The organism is Silvimonas sp. (assembly GCF_031291215.1).
Taxonomy (GTDB): Bacteria; Pseudomonadota; Gammaproteobacteria; order Burkholderiales; family Chitinibacteraceae; genus Silvimonas; species Silvimonas soli.
Window position 1 is genome coordinate 15,253 of the sequence record NZ_JARLJK010000123.1, and the last position, 20,989, is coordinate 36,241.

The following is a 20,989-nucleotide window of genomic DNA, read 5'->3' on the forward strand; positions in this document are numbered from 1 at the left end:
CATGACCGAAACTTCATTCGCCACAAGCACTGCCGGGCACGAACTGTCTATCCGCCTGCGCCACCCGGACGCGACAGTCCGCCGTGTGGCGCTGATCGAACTGGCCGATGAGGCCGATGAAAACAATCTGCCGGCGCTGATTGCTGCACTGGCTGATCCCGCTGCTGAGGTGCGCGGCGAAGCCGCCGGGTTGCTCGCTGGCTGGGAAACGCCGCAATCTGTTGCGGGATTGGTGCAAACGTTGCTAGACCCGGAAGAAACGGTACGCATGGCGGCGGCGCAAAGTTTATCTGAACTGAAAACACGGGAAGCCGGAGTGCAGCTATTACCCTGGGCGCTCCATGACAATGATTTTGCCCGTGGCGCGGTTCTGCGTGCGCTCAGAGAATTGCGGCTTGCCGAAGCCGCCCCCGCCGCATTGCAAAGCCTGGCCGACCCGGTGGCGCTGATCCGGCGTGAAGCCGTGGGCGTGCTTGGCTGGCTCAAGCATGAAGCGGCACTACCCGCACTGGGGCAACTGGCGCGCCATGACACTGATCCCGAAGTAAGGCGCGCCGCAACGGGTGCGTTGGGCTTGGCTGAAAGCGAATACGTCTTGCCGGATTTATTGGCAGCGCTGACCGACCCCATCTGGTCCGTCCGCGAAGAAGCCGCCAGTACGCTGGGTAAACTGCGCTTGCAGGCCGGACTAACGGGGCTTTTGTCGGCGCTGGGTGATGATTACTGGCAAGTGCGCTTGCGGGCCGCGCGCGCGTTGGGTCGACTGCGACTTTGTGCAGCATTGCCAGCGCTGATTGAGACCTTGCAGCATGAAGTCGGAAATCTGCGCAAAGAAGCCGCGATTGCCTTGGGGGAAATTGCGGATGCTGCTGCCGAACCGGCGCTGCTACAGGCACAAACCGATCCGGATCCCGAGGTGCGCAAAGCTGCGCGCATTGCCCTGGCGCACATTAACCGCAAAGATACGCCATGAATCCAGTGCAACTGGAACTCACCCCGAAAGTACTCAGAGTCAGCTGGGCTGATCTGCGTGCGGAATTCAGTTTCCCGCAATTGCGGGCGGAATGCCGTTGTACCGAGTGCCAAGCTGCATGGTTACAAGGAGAAAAGCCCGATATCCAGCCCGGACTGGTAGTGCGAGATATAACGTTAATTGGCTATTACGCAATTCAGCTGCACTTTAGTGATGGTCACGAGCGGGGCATCTTTCCTTGGGACTATCTCTACAAGCTGGCAATCAACCACTGAAGCCCGCCAGCAATGCGACAAATCCGGATAACACGAGGCCGTGTGTTACACCGAATAGGGATACAAACGACAATCACGGGATCATCCCGTTGATTGATCCGGCGCTGACGTCGACGTCACCAGCGTTTCGCTTTGAACGGTTGGCAGACTGCCGGTATTACCAGTTAATCAGTTTACGCAACAAGCCCTCGCCGGCTCTGCATCCTCTTGCGTTGGCACTGCGGCGGTTGAGAGCGCCGGGTGGGATTCAATTCTTCCGTCGTGCCCGCTACCTACGCAAGGTCGCGACCAAGGTGTAGAGGTACTGGATTGACGCGTTTGGTGCCAGTCAGGGCTAGTCTAGTTCAGACTCCCCGAAGGTGGCTCACTCACGACACCGTCTACGAAGCCGAAGGGCGAGTCATCAAGCGCCTGACCATTGTCGATGACGCGACACACGAATCCGTGACCATCGTGGCCGAGCGTACCATTGGCGGCTACCGAATGGCAATCGTTGACAAATCACGTACCAGGTCTACAGCCCGTTCTGCTTGCTTACGCTCCGAATACCGATCCAGCAGTTGCTCTGTGTGCGGGCGCAGCAAAACAGTAAGCCCATAGGATGAGTAAAGGGTGTTCAAAATCGAAGCTAGGCACTTGCGCGATTTATCCGAAATTATCCGATTCAGATAAATTATTTTTTTTGGGTAATTCTCGATAATTCCGGGCGTGGCGCGGTTTTGCCCTCGCTCAGCAGGACTGGCAAGCGAAGAAATCCACGCACTTGTGGACCACCTGGGCAGGCGGTCCAGCCCCCTCATAGACTGCCTTCACATCAGCAAGCCTCGTCCCGGTGTGTTTTCAAAATGAAACTGGCCTGACCCGGCCTCAATGGACACCGGTTTAAGCACGCTGGCTAATTGCCGTGCAACAAGTCGGCTTTTGAGCGACAAACCGACATTGTCGACCGCCGTCGCGACTGACCGCTTCGGCCGAACTGCCGCCAGCCACGAAGTGACACCGACTGGTCGTCGACCGAAGCTGCCGTTCGCAATTGTGAAACGACACGGCTGGTTACAGCCGGGGACCCGACGATGGGCGCTCCGTAACCGTCAACGTCCAGTTTTTCTTGAATTGAACGGGTACTTTCGTACCCAAAATTGCCAGCCAACCGGTATCGTTCAAAAAAATAAATTCCGGACGTAATCCTAACGAAGAAAATACATGACTGCTGGGCGTCCAGCCCATTGAAAGCGCTTGGCTTGGCTGGAGACGCCGAAAACCTCCCCGTCCTTTCCAATAACACGAAAGGTACTCGTGCTTTCGTTCTGCTCTCCGGCCTCCCGGCGGCGGTAGCGGTCCATTAGTTCGTTCCGGTCTTCGGGGTAAACCAGTTCGATAAACGGGACCCCAATCAATTCGTTTTGCTCACTTCCAATTCGCGACAACAGCGCCTGGTTTGCAAAACGGATCAATGCGTCCTGCACCACACAGATGCTCTCATTAGCTGCTTCCGCAATTTCGAGGAAACGACGCTCCGCCTCTGCCAGCGCTCGCTCGGATTCCCGACGCTGACCATCTGAGTTCTCGCGTGTAAGTTGTACTTCTGCCAGCCTCCCCAGAAGCGACTCAGTCTCGGTGTATTTGAGGGTATGCGGGTCGGGGTCTTTGCTCATGACCGCCTGTAGATCTGCCACTGAACCACCAAGGACTGCCTGGAAACTGGCACGCAATCGCCACAGCAGGGTTACGAGAGCACCACATGCAATAATGAAGACCCACATCATGAAACGCGCGTGCCGCTGTGCAAGATCGACTTGGGCAGCCGTTCGCATGGCTACCATGTGGCTGAACTCGCTAATCGGCCCCATGATGGCCACCTTGGCTCGTAAGTATGTTGCGTCATGCAGCATACGTATTGCGGCCAGACGTTTCGCGGTGGCATTACCTGTTGTGGCTTCGTTTGGGACCTCGTCCGCAATCTGTATGGCAGACCGTTCCAGACTGACCAAAGCATCCGACTTGAGCTTGGCCTCCGACAATTTGTTCATTTCAGGGATGGTAAATCCCACCGACTGAATGCGCGTCAACAGCGCGGCAGGCGCAACAGTGTCAGGGGGCGGGGATGCGCCTGGAAGAAGATCCCAGTGCACACTGGAGTAGTCAGCCGGCCGTGGGCTGCGTCCATCACGTATATCCAGAATTTGCTGGTAATGGGCGCTATAGCGGGGGTCGCCAGTGACCACGTAGGTCCGAACCATACGGGTCAGGTCTTCCGAAGTCTGGCGCAATTCGGTTGCAAGCTTCAGCGACTCCACCTGAATCCCGTATGCCACACGAACTTGATTCTCTGCCCGGGCATAAAAAATGAACGCCAGCATGCAACCAACAAATACACTGAAGCAGCCCCACAAAAGGAGCGTAAATCGTTTGAGTGTCCGATTGGCCATTCATCTTCCAGGCAACGCAGTAAGCACAACGGCTTGACGTGCATGACAATCGCCATGCAGGCTTTTGGCAAAACTTGATGGCGGCAAGCATACGCGTACAGCCCAGGCAAGCCAAACATGCAGTGTCATGGACTGGATATAAAGGATTTTAGTTGGGTATTCACTTCAGCAGTCTGCGTCTGCGGATCGCTTTGCTTCTCGGAGTAATACTGCTCTACGTGGTTGTGGCGATTTGCTATCGCACCATAGAGCGGCGGGACGCTGATATTGCCAAAGCGCTGGAGGCCTTGCGCACGCAGGCTGCCCTTGTAGCAGATCAACAGTCGGGTATCGTTCAGGAAACGCGAGATCTGGCGACTTTTCTGTTTATTGGTCGGGACCCCACGACCTTTGCCCGGACAGATCTTTGCAGCCAGGCATTGGCGCGTTTTCTCAAACGCAACCAGGCGCTGGACAATATTCGCCTGATACAGGCCGATGGATCAGTACTGTGCAGCGGCCGAGCAGCCGCGTTCGACGCTGCAAAAAACCGCGCATTTGCCGGCGCTGTATTGAACGAACCGGATGTGCTGGCTGGAACCGTCACCATCTCGACCACGGATGGGAAGCGCATTTTGCCGATCGGCATCGCAATCCGCACTGGAGCGCAAGCACCATCCCTGCTTTTGATGGCCTCGCTTGATCTGGGCTGGTTTGGTCGTCGCCTTGGCGAAGCCAGTCTGCAGGGCGGAACCCGCATGGGTCTCGTGGATAGCCAGGGAAATGTACTGGCGCATTATCCTGACCCAGCGCGCATGGTCGGAACAAAAATTTCAGAAACGGCATTTTTTCAGAACATCCTGGCCAACGGCGGTCAAGGCACCGGCGAGCAACCGGGCCTGGATGGTCAGTTGAGGCTGTACGCATTCACGCCATTTACTTACGCTTCCGGTGGACCCATCTATCTTTGGGCGGGTATCGACAAGAATACAGTGACCGCTGCAGCGGACCATCAGCTACTGAGTGGTGTCGCGCTCTGGCTGGGTCTTGCCCTGGTATCGTTCCTGGTGGTCTGGTTCGTCGGGGATCGACTGTTTATCCGGCCGGTTTCTGTGATCACGGAAACGGCACGCAAGCTGAGTTCAGGTGATTACCTTGCCAGAACAGGCATGGTTGCAGATGGTAGCGAGGTGGGGGAGTTGGCAGCCATGGTGGACCGCATGGCTGCCTCCATGGCATCGAAAGCCGAAATCCTCCGGCTGAACCGGGCGCTGCGCGTGCTGAGCGGCTGCAGCAAGAATATCGTTCTTGCGCAGAGCGAAGAAGCGCTGCTGGATGAAACCTGCCGCACGATCGTCGAGGCCGGAAATTACCTGATGGCCTGGATCACTTTCCGCGTGCAAGACGACGCGAAATCCGTGCATATTGCGGCCCGCCATGGCGCCAATATCGGCTGGCTTGATGGTGTGCCAATCAGCTGGTCCGATGATCATCAGGGAGGCGGCCCTACCGGCAAGGCCTTGCGCACAGGACAAACCCAGCTTGTCCAGGATATTGCGGAAGAACTGGACCTTGGGCCGTGGCAAGAGAAAATTTATGCGTTGGGGTCACGTTCAGCGGTGGCACTTCCGCTCACAGATGGCGGCATTGCCTTTGGCGCATTGACCATTCATGCCGCACAGGCGCACATTTTCAATCCAGAGGAAGTCGCGCTGCTGGAAGAACTGGCCGGTAATCTCACGTTCGGCATACTCACCCAACGTTCGAAACAGGAGCGCCAGCGTGCGGAAGAGCGTGTAGAGCGACTGGCGCGTTTTGATACCGCTACGGATCTGCCAAATGCTCTTGAGCTGGTATCGAGCCTGGAACTGGTTATTCGCCGCTCGCTGGCGAACCGGGGTCAATTTGCCCTGGTCACCATGCATATCGAACGGTTGCTCGACATTCAAGACGTGATCGGTATGGCTGGTGCAGACGAAATTGTCCGGCAACTCGCCCAACGGGTCTCTGCGGTCACCGGAGGAGTGCACTTTATCGCGCGCGTGGCGCGAGACGCCTTCGCGATGATCATGCCGCTCGATGTCGAGAGCCTGGCTGCAATTCCCCGGTATATCGAAGCCATTACCGAAGTCCCATATGAGTACGCTGGCATTCCAGTGGATATCCAGATATCTGCGGGCTCTGCGGTTTATCCCGAACACGCAACCGACCCCGACGCGCTGGTAAGGCGTTCTGATATCGCCGCACGGCAGGCTTGGTCACAGGGCGTCATTCACAATCTGTATGGCGGCGAATCCGAACGCGAAAGTCCAGAGCGCTTGACGCTGTTGTCGGATCTGCGTCAGGCAATCCGTACTGACCAACTAGTCCTGTTCTATCAACCCAAGGTCAGCGCCCAATCACCTGCCGTCATCACGGGGGCCGAAGCACTTGTACGCTGGTTCCATCCATTACACGGCGCGGTGTCGCCAGCCTCGTTTATTCCGCTGGCTGAGCAGACTGGTCTGATCAAGCCTCTCACCTATGCTGTCATTGAGATGGCGGCGCGGCAGGTGGCGACATGGCAGCATGCAAACAAACCAATGCGCGTAGCCGTCAACATATCGCCACAAAATCTGCTCGATCCCGATTTTTTTGACTTCGTGTCTTCGTTGTCGGAACGAACCGGCGCTGATCTGAGTGCGCTTGACCTGGAAATCACCGAGACTGCGCTGATGAGCGATCCCGAGCGCGCTCGCCAAGTGCTGGAGCAATTTGCCAGACAGGGCATGCGTATCTTTATCGACGATTTCGGCACCGGCTATTCGTCGCTGGCATATCTGGCGACGTTACCCATTTACGCTTTGAAAATAGATCGCTCGTTTGTGATGCGTATGAATGAGCCCAAGTACCAGACGATCGTCAGCAGCACGATTTCTCTGGCTCACGGGCTGGGGCTCAAGGTTGTCGCTGAAGGCGTTGAAACCAGAGAGCAAGCAGAGTTCCTGCGCGACCAGCAGTGTGACGATATCCAGGGCTACCTCTATAGTTCGCCGAAAGCAGCAGAGGAATTTGTCGAATGGTGCGAGGTTGAATTGCAGACTATTAATACACGGTAATCCGGTCTGGACGGTCCGGACCTCGATAGACGCCCGCGACGTGGAGCCATTTGTGCATGGGCTATTATCCTGAAGATGAGCAGCCGCGATCAACATAGTCATTGGCACTAATCATGACGAGCAGACAGTACTGCGATCACACCCTTTAAATAGCGCTGCGGCACTGACCGGATCGGCCTGGGGAGGACTTGCGCGCCAGGCCGCCGCCCAGCAATGCAGGCGACCCATTCCATTTTTTTAGCGAATTGGCCTCGATTGACCTCGTTGTCATTTTGCCTGCAGCCTGTGAATAAACACCGGATACTTGGCGCAGATGCTTACTCAAGCCATCGGGAGGGGGTGTAGACAGTTTGATGGGGCTTCCACCGGCATTGGGGTTATGCGAGGTCTGCAGCACGGAGCCCGTATCCAGCTTCAACTGCTCATGCAACGACATGCGTTGGATACGCAGCCATGGACCGGCTGCTACGCCCCGTTGTCCTGCAAGAACCGTCCGCTTGGTCGAGCGTACAGATAGATAAGCCAACGACCGCTTCGGATATGTCAGTTTGACAGTACCGGTAAAGCTGGAACGATGAGAGGAGGGGCCGCATTTCGTGCTGAGAATGGACATTCGAATTCAAAGGTTCGAGTGACTGCTTGCGCCGAGAATCAGCCGATGGACTGTCAGCCTCTAGCGGCAGCTATCGGGATCGACCCTTGCTGTCGGTCATGATTAGACACTGCGGCGATCAGGAGCGCGACAGAAGGTGCTCATGAATGACCAGGTTCCGCACAATGATCAAGGTGGCGGTGTGCGAGATCGCTCAGGAGAGCGCAGCGTCTGTTATCGCCAATCTGACGCCACTCCCGTGCAGCCAGTTTGACTTGCCGGGGTAACAGCATAAGAGGCAAGGTTTCCTGTGGGTGATCTCTGCTTCGCAGTATTTCCATGTTTTGCGCAGACTTGCTCAATCTCGTTTTCCCGGAATGCCTTATAAACCATATGAGTGGGCAAATTTTTAATTTAAGTGTTAAAAAAACTTATCGGTCTGTGGTGACGCCTTGCCCATCAACCTTACACTTTCCCGGTTGAACGCTGAACCTGAAGACAATGCATCACAATCAACGGGATCTGACGCGACTGGTGACCAGCAAAAGTGCCCAGGCAATTGACTGGATTCACTCGTTTATTGATCACTGCCCGATGCGCTCGGTACCGGTCCGGATTTAACAGGATGAGTTCATGAGTATTTCCGCTGCGCGTCTGCGTGTTTTTGTCCATTCGTCACTCTCCAGCTTGGCTACCCAACGCGGGCTACTGGTGTTGGTGCTGCTGGTCGAAGGCGCTTGCGCGGCTACCTACCTGTACCTGGAGCACAACTGGATTGAAGCGGGGGTGGTGCGGAGCCTTAAAAATGTGTCGTCAATGCATCGGCGCAGCTTTGAGCAGCTTGAGGCCACGCTGGACTATCAGCTCGCAGCGGTCGGTGAGGCCATACAGGCCAGGGGTATTGGCAGCAACGACCCGCTGGTACACGCCCTGCTGCAAAATGAACTGAAACAGCGATGGGTAGATGCCATCGCCGTATTGGATCCGACGGGGAATATCATCGCCGTTGACGCTCACGTGTCGCTGGCATCGGCCATGTCGCCAGGCGTGCTGGCGGCACATTCCTTCAAAGATTCTCCGCGTTATCAGGCTTTTCATGATAGCGGTGCCGAGTCGGACTCCTTTTTTGTTTCCCGTCCGCAAGCACCCGAACTGGGCGGGGGCGGGATTACGATGTACCGGCGGGTCACCTCTCTGGATGGCCATGCGCTTGGCACGGTGGTCAGCTTTACCAGTCTGCGCAGCCTGTCGGCGCTGCTCAACACTGATGCGGCGCGGGGCTTCGATCTGGGCAAGGATGGGGTACTGTCCATTCTTGATGGCCATTCGTACGGGCTCATATACCGCTATGCAAATGCTGAAAAAACAAACCAGCCGGGAAACATGGACCCAGTGCCATATAGCGCGGCGGATTTTAAAGCTTCACGCTATGGACCGGACGTGAAATCCTACCGATCTCCGGTTGACGGACTGGAGCGCCTTGCCGTGCTTATGCCACAGCACGATGGCCAGTGGCTGCAAGTGGTCGCAGCAAGCAAGAACGAGTACCTGTTCAACTGGCGCATCCAGGTAGCCTTCTCCGTGGTGGCGTTTGCCTGCCTGTGTCTCCTGCAGTGGCTGATGCTGGGGGGTTTCCATCGGAGCCGCGAGCAGCGCGCATTGCTGGATCTGGTCCTCGACAGCATTGACGCCAATGTTTATTTCAAGTCCATCGAGGGGCGTCTCCTGTACGTCAACGCCAAGACTGCAGCCCACTTTGCCATGCCAGCCGACCAACTCATCGGTCGGCTGGAACGCGAATTCCTGCCGCAGGAAACCGCCGAGAGATTTAATGAGATGGATCGTGCGGTGATCACCTCGGGCAAGAAGCACAGCGACATGGAAGTCGTTACCATGCCCAATGGCCAAACCGTTCACTTCGCCTCGATCAAGGTGCCGGTGCAACTGCCGGGTCAACCACCGTCCCTGATCGGTATTTCGACCGACGTGACCGAATTGCATGAACAGACCATCGCCCGTGAGGCTGCAGAGAAAGAACTGGCAGCGCACAACCATTCCCTGCTGCTGAACAACCAGGTGCTGGAGAAACTGGACCAGAACGCCTCCCTGCCCGAGGTGCTGGACACCATGGCGCGCATCATTGATGAGTATCGTCCGGGGATGCCATGCGCCATTTTCCTGGTGGCTGACGATGGCCAGACGGTAACTGGCTGTGCCGCACCCAATTTACCAAAGGAGTGGTTGGGTGCAACCGTGCGGTTGCCAATCGCAGAGATGAACGGTTCGTCTACGGCGGCTGTTCGCAGTGGTGAAACCGTCATTGTGGAGGATGTTGCCACCCATCCCTGTTGGAGCGCTCGGCGTGAAACGGCACTTGGTCTCGGGCTGCGTGCATCCTGGTCACAACCCATTACCGGCAGTGAGGGCAACATTCGCGGCGCATTCACCCTGTACAAGCGGGAACCGGCCGCACCGGATGCTCATGATCTCGTTTTGCTGGCCGACTACGCCCGGCTCGCACAGATGGTCATCGAGCGCGCGCGCCTGGCCGAAGCCTTGCGGGAGAGCCAGGCTCTGTATCGCCTGATGGCAGAAAACAGCAATGACGTGGTCTGGGTGATTCAATATCCTGCCCTGCATTACAGCTATATCAGCCCCTCGGTGGAACGGCTGCGCGGCTGGACTCAGGAAGAGATTCTCAGTCATTCTCTGGCCCGTTCGCTGACACCCGGGGAGACCGACGTATTTCGCGATGCCGTGGAAGTACATATCCGGCGTATCGACGAAGGCGACATGACCGCGCGTTTATTCGGCATGGAGCTGGAAGTCCGGCATAAGGATGGCCACTTCATCCCGGTCGAGGTGGTGGTCCATATCATGCTGGACAGCACGGGCAGGCCGACCCACATTGTGGGCAGCACCCGGGACATCACCGCGCGCAAGGCGGCGGAGAACGAGATGCATCAGGCCCGGGAACAACTCTCCGACCAGTTGATGCTGATGGAAACTCTCGTCAATGCCATGCCCAGTCCGGTTTTTGCCAAAGACCGCGCCGGGCGCTATCTGATGTGCAATACCGAGTTCGAGGAGTATGCCGGCAAGTCGCGCGAGGAGGTAATCGGCAAGGGAGTCTTCGAGCTTTGGCCACCAGAGCTGGCCCCCATCTACTTCAAGGCCGACAACGAACTCTTTAACAACCCACGCACACAGGTGTACGAAACGAAGGTGCAATATGGGGACGGATCACTGCGCGATGTCCTGGCAAGCAAGGCGATATTCCGGAATAGCGCGGGTGATGTGGCGGGACTGGTCGGCGTCATGATGGACATCTCCGAGCGCAAGGTGGCCGAGGAAGTGATCCGGAACATGGCGTTCTTCGACCAGCTGACCGGGTTGCCCAACCGCCGGATGCTGGAAGACCGGCTCGGCCAGACACTCGCGCTCGCGCAGCGGGAACAGCGCAAGCTGGCACTGCTGTTTGTGGATCTGGACCGGTTCAAGGCGGTCAATGACCAGCATGGACATCAGGCCGGAGACTGGTTGCTGAAGCAGGTCGCAGCGCGGATGGACTTGGTTTTGCGCGAGTCGGATACCGCCGCACGCATCGGTGGCGACGAATTCATCATTCTCCTGCCAGTTATCCAGAACGTTGACGATGCGATCCAGGTTGCCGAGAAAATCCGTGTTGTCCTTGAAGAGCCGTTTGTCATGGACGATGGTGTGACACTGGATATCTCGTCGAGCATTGGCGTGGTGATGTACCCGGACCAGGCGGACAACTTGCGCGATCTGCTGCACTTTGGCGACGAAGCCATGTACCGGGCCAAGAAAGGCGGCAAGAACGCCGTGGAGGTCTTTACTGCTCTGGCACCACAACCGGCAGAACAGGATATCGTGCACCCGCAGGGCGTGGTGACTATGCCCGTGGATGGCCGCTCGTCGAAGCGTAGCTGAAGGAAGATCATTGATCTTTATTTGGCAGCTTCGGCCGAGATGTACGCGTCGCCAGTTCGGCTAGTTTCAGATGAGAGCGGTCATTTCAACGGACATTGGAACTCACCTGAATCGGCTCTCGGACGGTAGTGCGCATGCAGTATGCAAGGGAGTGGTCGTGACAAGCCAAATGTAGGCTCTGCCACGACCGCCAATGCGGGGCTAGATTTCCGTTTGCTCGGAAATCTCCAGTGCGTCGTCTACCTCGATGCCCAAGTATCTCACCGTGCTTTCCAGTTTTGTGTGTCCAAGCAATAACTGAACCGCTCTCAGGTTCTTCGTTCGCTTGTAGATTAGCGTTGCCTTCGTACGTCGCATCGAATGTGTGCCATAGGCGGACGAATCCAGTCCAGCTACGTCGACCCACTGATGCACGATCCGGGCATATTGGCGTGTTGAGATGTGGAGAGAGTTGCCCACCCTACTTGGAAAAAGATACTGATCGCTTCGCAAGTGAACCTGCTCTAACCAGGCCGCTACTGCTGACCTGGTGGGCTCAGTCAGTTCGAACTGCACCGGCCGCTGTGTCTTCCGCTGCATGACCATGGCCCGGGCAAGGATCTGGTTGCCGTGAGTAATATCGCGCACGTGAAGACCGACGAGATCACAGCCGCGCAGTTTGCTGTCGATTGCCAGGTTGAACATTGCGAGGTCCCGCACCGCATGTCGATTCTGTAAGTGGATGCGGATGGCCCAGATGTCCTTGGGCTTGAGGGGCGGCTTCTGGCCGACGAGCTTTCCTTTGTTCCAGACTTCACGCTTGTTGATGGTTTCCACGACAGACTCCTTGGTTGTTGGTCGGAGTCTGATTGTTTGACGTGTGCGACATGCCTGCGCAACAGGATGCTGGGTGGTCGCGAATCGCCGCAGTTCGCCGGCATTTTTTAGCCTCAGTTGAATGGCATCCTTCTGCTCGAGACCGGCCGAAAAGCTAATGCGCACAACTCGGCCAAAGCGGTCTTACACACACTCAGCTCTGCATGTCTGCTCTGGGACTGGTATGCGTCATTGTCCCGGTTCTTGGGCGCGTTAGTTCAGACGACTTTGAATAGGCTGCAGCGCGATGCTGGCGTGGTCTGCTGAACCCGGGGCAGTCCACGTCATTCGAACAGGATATGAAGGCTCCATGCACCTGGGCCGCATACCGCAAGCATGAGCATGCCACCGACGATGGACATATGTTCCAGAAAGGTCGTCTCCTGATTTATGCGGGCTTTGCCTGCGAGCTTCAGGAAGTTGTGTCCAAGAAAGGTCGCCAGCAGGGTAAAACCGGCCAGTATCAGCGCACCGACACGGGCACCTGCGCCGGTGGCCACCGCCAGCCCTCCAAGGGCTTGCGCGGTGATGGTCAGCGCGACCATCAGTTGGGGGTGGGGCAACTTTAAAGCCCGGACCTCCGTGACGCTGTCTTGCCAGTGATTGAGTTTGTGCCATGCACTGTCGAGAAAGACCAGCGACAACAGTAGCCGTGCCAGCAGTGTCAGGCCGGCGATCAAAGAGGGCCCGTATTCTACAAACGAAATCATCCACTTGCTCCGTTGGATCAAATTGCCCAGCATGAACAACCAAATACACCCCAGAAGGCGGTGAAGTCGGAGATGGGCAAGTTTGCGTTGCGCGCTCTGTCGTGTCCGTGGCCGTGTACCGTACACGGCCCACTGCATTGATGCGGCAGTGCGGCGTATTTCTGCGCGGAGTGACGGCTGTAGTGCCCGGGCACACGTGCGACCGGCGACCAGTCCGGCAGCACCGGTAGTGACGCCGGTGCGAGTGGGGAAAATTCGTCGCGGGCGTAGACGATCTTTCCGCCCACTACGGTCAGCACGGACTCGATGTCCTTGATTGCTTCCTCGGGCACACTGAAATAATCAGCGGTAAGTGCTACCAGGTCGGCAAGCTGACCCACCTGGATGCGGCCCTTGCGGCCCTGATCGGACGAGAACCAGGCGCTGCCGGCCGTCCACAGTTCAAGTGCTGTTTCGCGCGACAGGCGGTTACTCTCGTCATATAGCGTGAGGCCGCCGACGGTGCGGCCAGCCACCAGCCAGTAAAGGGAGGTCCAGGGATTGTAGCTGGCCACACGCGTGGCGTCGGTACCAGCACCGACCGGCAATCCGGCGTCGAGCATTCGCCGAATCGGCGGTGTGGCGCGTGCGGCGTCTGCGCCGTAGCGCTCGACGAAATATTCGCCCTGGAAGGCCATGCGGTGTTGTATGGCAATGCCGCCGCCGAGCGCTTGCACGCGTTCGATGTTGCGCTGTGTGATCGTCTCGGCGTGATCGAAGAACCATGGCAAACCGGAGAAAGGAGTGTCGCGGTTGACTTTCTCGAACACGTCGAGCATGCGACTTATGGATTCATCATAGGTGGCATGCAGGCGGAACGGCCAGCGCTGCTCGACCAGATGCCGCACGACACGCTCCAGTTCGGCTTCCATGTGCGGAGCAAGGTCGGGGCGCGGTTCAAGGAAGTCCTCGAAGTCTGCAGCGGAGAACACCAGCATCTCGCCCGCACCGTTGTGACGGTAAAAATCGCTGCCTTGACGATATGTAACCTTGCTGGTCCAGTTCTGGAAGTCTTCCAGTTCTTCCTTCGGGCGCTGCGTGAACAGGTTATAGGCGATGCGCACGGTGAGCTGCTCATCGCGCGCCAGTTGGTCGATGACAGCGTAATCATCTGGAAAATTCTGGAAGCCACCGCCGGCGTCAATCGCACTGGTGAGGCCGAGGCGATTTAGTTCGCGCATGAACTGCCGCGTCGAATTGACCTGGTATTCAAGCGGCAACTTCGGCCCTTTGGCCAGCGTGGCGTACAGGATCAATGCGTTGGGGCGCGCAATGAGCATGCCGGTCGGTTCGCCGGAGGCGTCGCGCTGAATATCGCCGCCCGGCGGCGCGGGTGTCTCCTTGCCGTAGCCCACTGCGCGCAGCGCGGCGCGATTGAGCAGAGCACGGTCATAGAGATGCAATACAAACACCGGTGTGTCGGGCGCGGCGGCATTGAGCTCGTCCAGCGTCGGCATGCGTCGCTCGGCAAACTGGAATTCGGTCCAGCCGCCCACCACGCGTACCCATTGCGGGCTGGGCGTGCGGGCAGCCTGCTCGCGCAGCATGCGCAATGCATCTGCTAGCGATGGCACGCCCTCCCAGCGCAATTCGAGGTTGTAGTTGAGACCACCACGGATAAGATGCATGTGCGAATCGTTGAGGCCGGGAGTCACGCGCCGGCCTTGCAGGTCAACGACTTGCGTATGTGCATCGCGCTCAGCCATGACCGTGTTTTCGTCGCCCACAACGGTAAATACGCCGTCGCGAATGGCGACTGCGGTGGCCGCAGGTGCCAGACGGTTGCCGGTGTGGATGCGTCCGTTATGCAGGATCAGGTCGGCGGGCATGGCGGGATTCCTCAGGGGTTGGCGTTCGGGCTTCAGTGTTTGTGGGTTATCAGCGTTCAGTGACGGATGCCGATGGCGGGGAGGTCGCTTAGCTACTGTTTACGACGCTCCCGGGTGTAGCCAGGAGTGCGTCATTTTTACCAGCACTGGCATCACAGCCCAGGTCAGTGCCAGTACGATGCCGAGGGCGACGGCACCCGCAAAGATGACGTGGGGCAGGCTCTCGCGCAATGGAGACAGGGCTGCCGGCACTGCCATGCTTATCGGCCATACCGCGATCCAGGTCAGCAGGGCCATCTTCCATCGTGGCGGTGGTCCGCTAGGCGAGCGGAACCATGCTTCCAGCCCGTTGAGTGGGTGTCTGACCGGTTCGCCTTCCGTGTAGGCGCGGGCGCGCTCGTTCCATTCCTTGAACAAGGGCGAGCGGTAGAAATCGTCGCGCTCGCGCTCGTCGCGGAAACTGCGCAAGACGCCATACTCACGTCCATCCGAACCCGGCAAGGGCACGACCATGTTGGCACCCAATACGCCACCGTGTGCGAACGAGGCTGCGATGAAATCATGCAGGGCTTGCTGGAATTCGGCTTCTCGTCCGGGTCGAACGCGGCGGGTAATAGCAACGTGTATGGGCATGGTCCAGGCTCGCGGAAGCGGTTTCTCATGATTGGAATGCCCGCCTCCACATGCGCCGAGGCGGGCGACAGAATTAATGCGACTTGGCCGGCACCACCTGCGGCTGTTGTGCAGACTGCGGTGCCTTGTGCACCATCGTGTAGGCGTACTCGATTCCCATGCCATACGCGCCGGCATGTTGCTTCAGAATGCCCATGAGCGCGTCGTAGTGCTCCCTGTTCTTCCAGTCGCGCTGGAATTCAAGCAATGCAGGGATAGTGGTGAGACGTACCGCACCTGCCTGTACCATGCGCGAGAGTGCCGCTTCCTGCGCTGCCGGCGAAGTGGCACCGCAGCAGTCTTCGACGACGTAGATGTTGTAGCCCGCGCCCAGCATTTCGATGGTGGGCCAGGTGACGCACACCTCAGTCCAGAGGCCCGTCAGGATGATGTTCTTGCGTCCGGTAGCTTCGACGGCCTGGCGAAAGCCCGAGTCATCCCACGAGTTCATCGAACTGCGTTCCACCACGGCCTGACCAGGGAATACATCGAGCAGTTGCGGCCATACGTAGCCACTGAAGGATTCAGTCTCGACCGAAGTCAATACCGTGGGAATGTTGAACTCCTTGGCAACCTTGGCGAACAGCACGACATTATTCATGAGCGTCGCACGGTCTGTGCTGGAGACGCCGAACAGCATCTGCGGCTGGTGGTCGATGAAGACGACCGCACAGTCCTGTGGGGTGTAAAGTTTCTGGTACGCATTCATATTGAACTCCTGTACGCGTTCTGTGCCGCGCCGTGGCGGGGGAGGTGCAAAGGAATGCCAAAGGGACCCCCCACCTCCTTCCGGCAACGGGTCGTTCAGCTCTGGATGAAGGTCAGCAGGTCGGCGTTGATCTGCTCCGAATTGGTGGTGCACATGCCGTGCGGGAGACCCGGGTAGACCTTGAGTGTCCCCTTGCGGACGAGCTTGGCGCTGAGTAGGGCGGAGTCCGCGATGGGCACGATCTGGTCGTCGTCACCGTGCAGGATCAACACCGGCACGTCGATCGACTGGAGATCTTCCGTGAAGTCGGTTTCGGAAAATGCCTTAATACAGTCGTACTGCGCCTTTGCGCCACCAATCATGCCCTGCCGCCACCAGTTCTGTATGACCCCCTGGCTTACCTTCGCATCCGGTCGATTGAAGCCATAGAAAGGGCCGGATGGCACGTCAAGGTAGAATTGGGCGCGATTGTCGATAAGCGCCTTGCGAAAGCCGTCGAATACCTCAATCGGTAGTCCGCCCGGGTTCTTTTCGGATTGGACCATGATTGGTGGTACCGCTCCGATCAATACCGCCTTCGCGACGCGGCCGGCGCCGTATCGGGCGACGTAGCGTGCAACCTCACCACCGCCGGTGGAATGCCCGACGTGTACTGCATTCTTCAGATCAAGGTGTTGTGCGAGCGTGGCCATATCGGCGGCATACGTATCCATCTCGTTACCGGTAGCTGTCTGGGTCGAGCGTCCGTGACCGCGGCGGTCGTGGGCGATGACGCGATAACCCTTAGCGAGGAAGAACAACATCTGCGCATCCCAATCGTCCGAGCTCAGAGGCCAGCCATGATGGAACACGATAGGCTGACCGGCACCCCAGTCCTTGTAGAAAATCTGCGAGCCATCTTTCGTAGTGATGAAGTTGCTAGCCATGCTGGCGGTTCCTTTCTATTGGGTGAATGTTTGCAATCGGCCTGCGGATTGCGGGCGTCTGCGCTCGAGATTAAAACGGCGGCCAAGGCATCGGAACCGCTTGCAGAACGCGCCGTCGAGTGGGTGAGGCGATGTACTTGTCTTGGCCGCGCATCGAACACCCCTTCGGGCTAAGGTTGGTACCCAAGGTTGGATGACTGTCAATCATTGTGTCGTTTGCCGTAAGAATATGTCCTATATTGACGTCAGATAATGCCATCAGCATATTCAGGTGGCACCGTGTGCGCCATTGCCCTTTTGATTGAATTTGGCCTGGTGCAAGAGTAGGAGGTCGATCTCCCTCTTTCGAACGAGGCTATGCAAAAGCAAGCGCCGAACGGACGGTAATCCGCGTTGGAGGCAAATGGATTGAACGGCAGCACGCTGCCGAGCGAATTCTCCAAGTGGCGCACGAGCGGGAACTGCAATTGCTTCGCCTCGATTCCCATCTTGGGATGCGTTGAATAGGGTGGATATTTGAGACGGTAGATGCCAGATTGTTGACATCACTCTTGTGCATCGATTCATGCATTGAGAGGGGGTAGTCCCCGGAAGGGAGACGGTAGGGAAAGTCTGAAAGTCGGAGCTGCCAGACACGGTTGCGTGCCTGCTTTTGGTAGCAGTAGCGCTATACGAGACGTATGGCGTCAGGACGTCCAGTCATACGCCAGCCAGGAGAGCCCGTTTTGAATGACAGGTCGATCGACAATCTCTCGCAGGAAGATGGATACATCGTTAAACAGATTACGCCTCTGGCAACAGTCGCCATCGAGCGAACCCCGTCTGAGGATCAACTGCGGCGCAGTGAATCCTTGCTGGAGTGCATCCAGCGCCTGAGCTTGTCGGGCACCTTTGCCTGGAGTGCGGCCAGTGCAACAATGACCTTATCGGACGAGGTATGCCGAATCTTCGAAATCGCCCCGGGTAGTGTACTGACCGGTCAGATAATGCGTAATTTGATTCATCCGAAGGACTTACACCTGCTTCGCGAGAAATTATCCGGGAGTGAAACGGAGTTCCGCTTTGAGTGCAGATTGTGTTTTCCATCCGGGGCCATCAAGTATCTGGAGGTGTGCGCAGAAGCAATTCGCGATGATGTTGGCCGACTCACCGAATTAATAGGTGCCGTTATGGACGTCAGCCAGAAAAAGTGCTCACTGGACGCCATCAGTGCCACCAAGGCAACCTTCGAAGGCATTCTGGAGATCGCTGAGGATGCAATCATTTCCGTCGATGCAAGCCAGCGGATAGCGATGTTCAACCAGAGCGCCGAAAAGACTTTCGGCTACTACCTGCCCGAGGTATTGGGTCAGCCGCTGGAACTGCTCCTGCCACAATACCTCGCACACGATCACAGTGCTCAGCTAGAACAGTTTTCCGGATCATCCACAGTTGATCGGGGTGCTGGCACGCGCCGAGAGGTTGTCGGTTTACGCAAGGATGGTAGTGGGTTTGCCGCTGAGGTATCAATCTCCAGAACTGATCACCACGGTGAGCCGGTTTTCACGATCATCCTGCGCGACATAACGGAACGCAAGCAGGCAGCTGAGGCTTTGCTGGCATCCGAGCGCTTTGCGCGCGGGCAGATGGAAGCGCTGACTCGCACGCTGGATGCACTTGCAAGGGAATCCGTACCAGACAGAGTCGTCGAGCACGTATTGAGTACGATCACTGAACAGTTGGGTGCGCACAGTTGCAGTCTTTGGCGTCGTGACGAGCAGACCGGTCTGGTTGGATTTGAGTTCGGTTATGAAAATGCTGCGCTGTTCACCAAGGACGAGGCCGGTATGGTGGCAGTCCAGCAAGCGCTGAGGATTGAAGATGTCTGGCCGTGGCCAGAGGTGTTTTCAAGTGCTCGGCCATATCTATTGTCAGACATCCGCGAGGCAACCGAATTTCCATGGCGTGAGCATGTCTTGTCGCTGGGCGTGATATCAATTCTGATTGTGCCAATGACAATCGCTGGGCGTGTCGAGGGTGTGATTGGCATCCGGTTCGCAACCAAGCGCAAGTGCCGGACTGAAGAAATGGAGTTGGCGCAAGCTTTGGCGAACCAGGCCATGCTTGCCTTGCAACTAACAAGGCTCTCGGCACAGGGGCGCCGAGCCGCTGTCATGGCGGAGCGAAATCGCATGGCGCGTGATATTCACGATACGCTCGCGCAGGGGTTCACGGGGGTCATTGTGCAACTCGACGCTGCGACTGATGCACGCGCGATGGGGTTGGAGAAAGCAGCGGAAGAGCACTTGATGCGCGCAAGGGATCTCGCTCGCGAGAGCTTGCAAGAGGCTCGCCGCTCTGTTCGGGCCTTGCGGCCTCTGGCATTGGAAGATCAGGGTTTGAGCGAAGCCTTGCGCGGTTTAATCCGGAAGATGACCACACACACACGACTGCGGACGGAGTTTGTTGTACAAGGAGAACCTCGGACATTGAATCCGGAATGGGAGGAGAACCTGCTGCGTATCGCCCAGGAAATTGTGACGAACGCCTTGCGGCACTCGCGCGCCAATCATCTTTCCATGCACCTTATCTTTGATAACGGAACCATTCATTTGCGCGCCCATGACAATGGTGCTGGTTTTGATCTTGGGCGTCAGAATGACGGTTTCGGTTTGATCGGCATGGGAGAAAGGGTTGAATGTATGGGGGGGACAATAAGTATTCAGAGCGCAAGCGGCGCGGGCACTGCGATCCTGATTGAGCTTCCAAATCAGGCCCGGCCATGTCTGAACGCGAGCGAGCGGCGATGAGCGGGAAGAGGCAGACCAGCCGCGCAGCAGGTATCTCGACGTCTCCCGTGCACGTAACACCAGCCTGTTCTGCGGAGCAGACGAAGATACGAATCCTCGTCGCCGACGATCACTGCGTAGTACGTGAAGGGCTGAGTTCCATGATAAGTCGGCAGCCTGATATGGTCGTCATTGGCGTAGCGGCCAATGGGCGCGACGCAGTAAAACTGTGGCGGGAGGACAAGCCCGATGTCTGCTTGCTTGATCTGCGGATGCCTTTGCTGGATGGAGTCGGTGCGATTGAAGAGATCCGGCGGCACGACGCAACCGCCCGCGCCATCATGCTGACGACCTTTGATACGGATGCCGATATTTCCAGTGCTATCAAAGCAGGTGCGAGGGGATACCTTCTGAAGGACGTGCAGCGCGAGGAACTACTTGAATGTATTCGCAAGGTGCACGCGGGGGCAATATGCATTCCAGCCACGGTGGTTGCAAAGCTGGCGATTGGCATGAGCAGTGAAGCGCTGACCGCCCGCGAACTGGATGTGTTAGTTCTGTTAGCTAGCGGCAAGAGTAACAAGGAAATCGGCGTCAATCTGTATGTCAGTGAGACCACGGTCAAATCACATCTGCGCAGAATTTTCACCAAACTAAACGTACTCAGTCGAACTGAAGCGATTGCCGTCGCTAGTCGGCGAGGTCTGGTGCAAATCTAGGTGTACGCCGCTGCATAGCGGCTTCCGCAGCGCCCGAACGTGGACGCAGTCGAAGGAGTTGGTTGCATCGATGTGTACTTTTACTTAAAACGTGTTGGCAGTAAATACCGGAGAATGTCCGTTTTTGTATTCAGATCGGACTCCAGCTGTATTGCGAGCGAACGACCGCAATGCAGAAGTTTCTGCGTTTGCATAATCGTAGGGCGCCATTAACAGCCGACCTTTAACGCTGCTCACGTAACCAGCGTGGTGTGCATATCCGATCAGCGAAGTGAGCACGAGTGATCAGAAGAGGTGGTCATGTCCGCCAGAATCCGCAACTGCGAAATCTGTTTATTCGTGAGCACCCAATCTGCCATTCCTGATCACGACGCTGTTCGTATGTGATCACCGCGCTGATCATCATGACCATTTGCAACAGTCGATCCCGATAGCTGCCGCTCAAGCCTCCCAACAGGGGGC

General features: G+C 57.2%; 14 protein-coding genes. 6 read left to right on the top strand and 8 right to left on the bottom strand.

All coding sequences use genetic code 11. From position 1 onward, the window contains the following. Position 1 precedes the first annotated feature (1 nt). Together P4L78_RS15055 and P4L78_RS15060 are read left to right on the top strand one after the other, a co-directional pair. The gene (locus P4L78_RS15055) at positions 2 to 973 is read left to right on the top strand and encodes a HEAT repeat domain-containing protein (protein ID WP_309328668.1); all 972 of its coding nucleotides are present in this window, start codon (positions 2 to 4) and stop codon (positions 971 to 973) included. Continuing rightward, positions 970 to 1,248, top strand: coding sequence for a DUF971 domain-containing protein (locus tag P4L78_RS15060; protein WP_309328669.1), 279 nt, complete (start codon positions 970 to 972; stop codon positions 1,246 to 1,248). The genes P4L78_RS15055 and P4L78_RS15060 overlap by 4 nt, the downstream gene beginning before the upstream one ends. 1,187 nt (positions 1,249 to 2,435) lie before the next feature. On the opposite strand, the gene P4L78_RS15070 is transcribed toward P4L78_RS15060, so the two are convergent. Further along, positions 2,436 to 3,677 carry a PAS domain S-box protein gene (locus tag P4L78_RS15070; RefSeq protein ID WP_309328670.1) on the bottom strand — a complete coding sequence of 414 codons (1,242 nt, stop codon included), beginning with the start codon at positions 3,675 to 3,677 and terminating at the stop codon, positions 2,436 to 2,438. A 737-nt stretch (positions 3,678 to 4,414) separates the two neighbouring features. On the opposite strand from P4L78_RS15070, the gene P4L78_RS15075 reads away from it, so the two are divergent. Beyond that, positions 4,415 to 6,754, top strand: coding sequence for an EAL domain-containing protein (locus tag P4L78_RS15075; protein ID WP_309328671.1), 2,340 nt, complete (start codon positions 4,415 to 4,417; stop codon positions 6,752 to 6,754). Between the two features lie 145 nt (positions 6,755 to 6,899). On the opposite strand, the gene P4L78_RS15080 is transcribed toward P4L78_RS15075, so the two are convergent. Then, on the bottom strand, positions 6,900 to 7,367 hold the full coding sequence (locus P4L78_RS15080; protein WP_309328672.1) for a hypothetical protein: 468 nt from the start codon (positions 7,365 to 7,367) through the stop codon (positions 6,900 to 6,902). Positions 7,368 to 7,979: 612 nt separating this feature from the next. On the opposite strand from P4L78_RS15080, the gene P4L78_RS15085 reads away from it, so the two are divergent. After that, entirely contained in the window at positions 7,980 to 11,300 is a 3,321-nt protein-coding gene (locus P4L78_RS15085; RefSeq protein ID WP_309328673.1) for a PAS domain S-box protein, read from the top strand. A 201-nt stretch (positions 11,301 to 11,501) separates the two neighbouring features. Here the strand turns inward: P4L78_RS15085 and P4L78_RS15090 are convergent, their stop codons facing one another. The 6 genes from P4L78_RS15090 to P4L78_RS15115 form a co-directional block, all read right to left on the bottom strand. Further along, positions 11,502 to 12,116 (bottom strand): tyrosine-type recombinase/integrase, encoded by a 615-nt coding sequence (locus tag P4L78_RS15090; protein ID WP_309328674.1) that lies wholly within the window; start codon positions 12,114 to 12,116, stop codon positions 11,502 to 11,504. 323 nt (positions 12,117 to 12,439) lie between these two features. Continuing rightward, positions 12,440 to 12,865 carry a DoxX family protein gene (locus tag P4L78_RS15095; RefSeq protein ID WP_309328675.1) on the bottom strand — a complete coding sequence of 142 codons (426 nt, stop codon included), beginning with the start codon at positions 12,863 to 12,865 and terminating at the stop codon, positions 12,440 to 12,442. Between the two features lie 17 nt (positions 12,866 to 12,882). Continuing rightward, a complete protein-coding gene (locus tag P4L78_RS15100; RefSeq protein WP_309328676.1) occupies positions 12,883 to 14,733 on the bottom strand; it encodes an amidohydrolase in 1,851 nt (616 codons plus the stop codon). A gap of 99 nt (positions 14,734 to 14,832) precedes the next feature. Continuing rightward, positions 14,833 to 15,366 (bottom strand): antibiotic biosynthesis monooxygenase, encoded by a 534-nt coding sequence (locus tag P4L78_RS15105; protein ID WP_309328677.1) that lies wholly within the window; start codon positions 15,364 to 15,366, stop codon positions 14,833 to 14,835. Between the two features lie 73 nt (positions 15,367 to 15,439). Beyond that, positions 15,440 to 16,114 carry a hydrolase gene (locus tag P4L78_RS15110; RefSeq protein WP_309328679.1) on the bottom strand — a complete coding sequence of 225 codons (675 nt, stop codon included), beginning with the start codon at positions 16,112 to 16,114 and terminating at the stop codon, positions 15,440 to 15,442. Between the two features lie 95 nt (positions 16,115 to 16,209). Then, on the bottom strand, positions 16,210 to 17,040 hold the full coding sequence (locus P4L78_RS15115; protein ID WP_309328680.1) for an alpha/beta hydrolase: 831 nt from the start codon (positions 17,038 to 17,040) through the stop codon (positions 16,210 to 16,212). Between the two features lie 725 nt (positions 17,041 to 17,765). Between P4L78_RS15115 and P4L78_RS15120 the strand changes: the two genes are divergently transcribed. Together P4L78_RS15120 and P4L78_RS15125 are read left to right on the top strand one after the other, a co-directional pair. After that, entirely contained in the window at positions 17,766 to 19,829 is a 2,064-nt protein-coding gene (locus P4L78_RS15120; RefSeq protein WP_309328681.1) for a PAS domain S-box protein, read from the top strand. Beyond that, complete coding sequence (locus P4L78_RS15125) at positions 19,802 to 20,527, top strand: response regulator transcription factor (protein ID WP_309328682.1); 726 nt, start codon at positions 19,802 to 19,804, stop codon at positions 20,525 to 20,527. Before P4L78_RS15120 ends, P4L78_RS15125 begins: the two co-directional genes overlap by 28 nt. Positions 20,528 to 20,989: the final 462 nt, after the last annotated feature.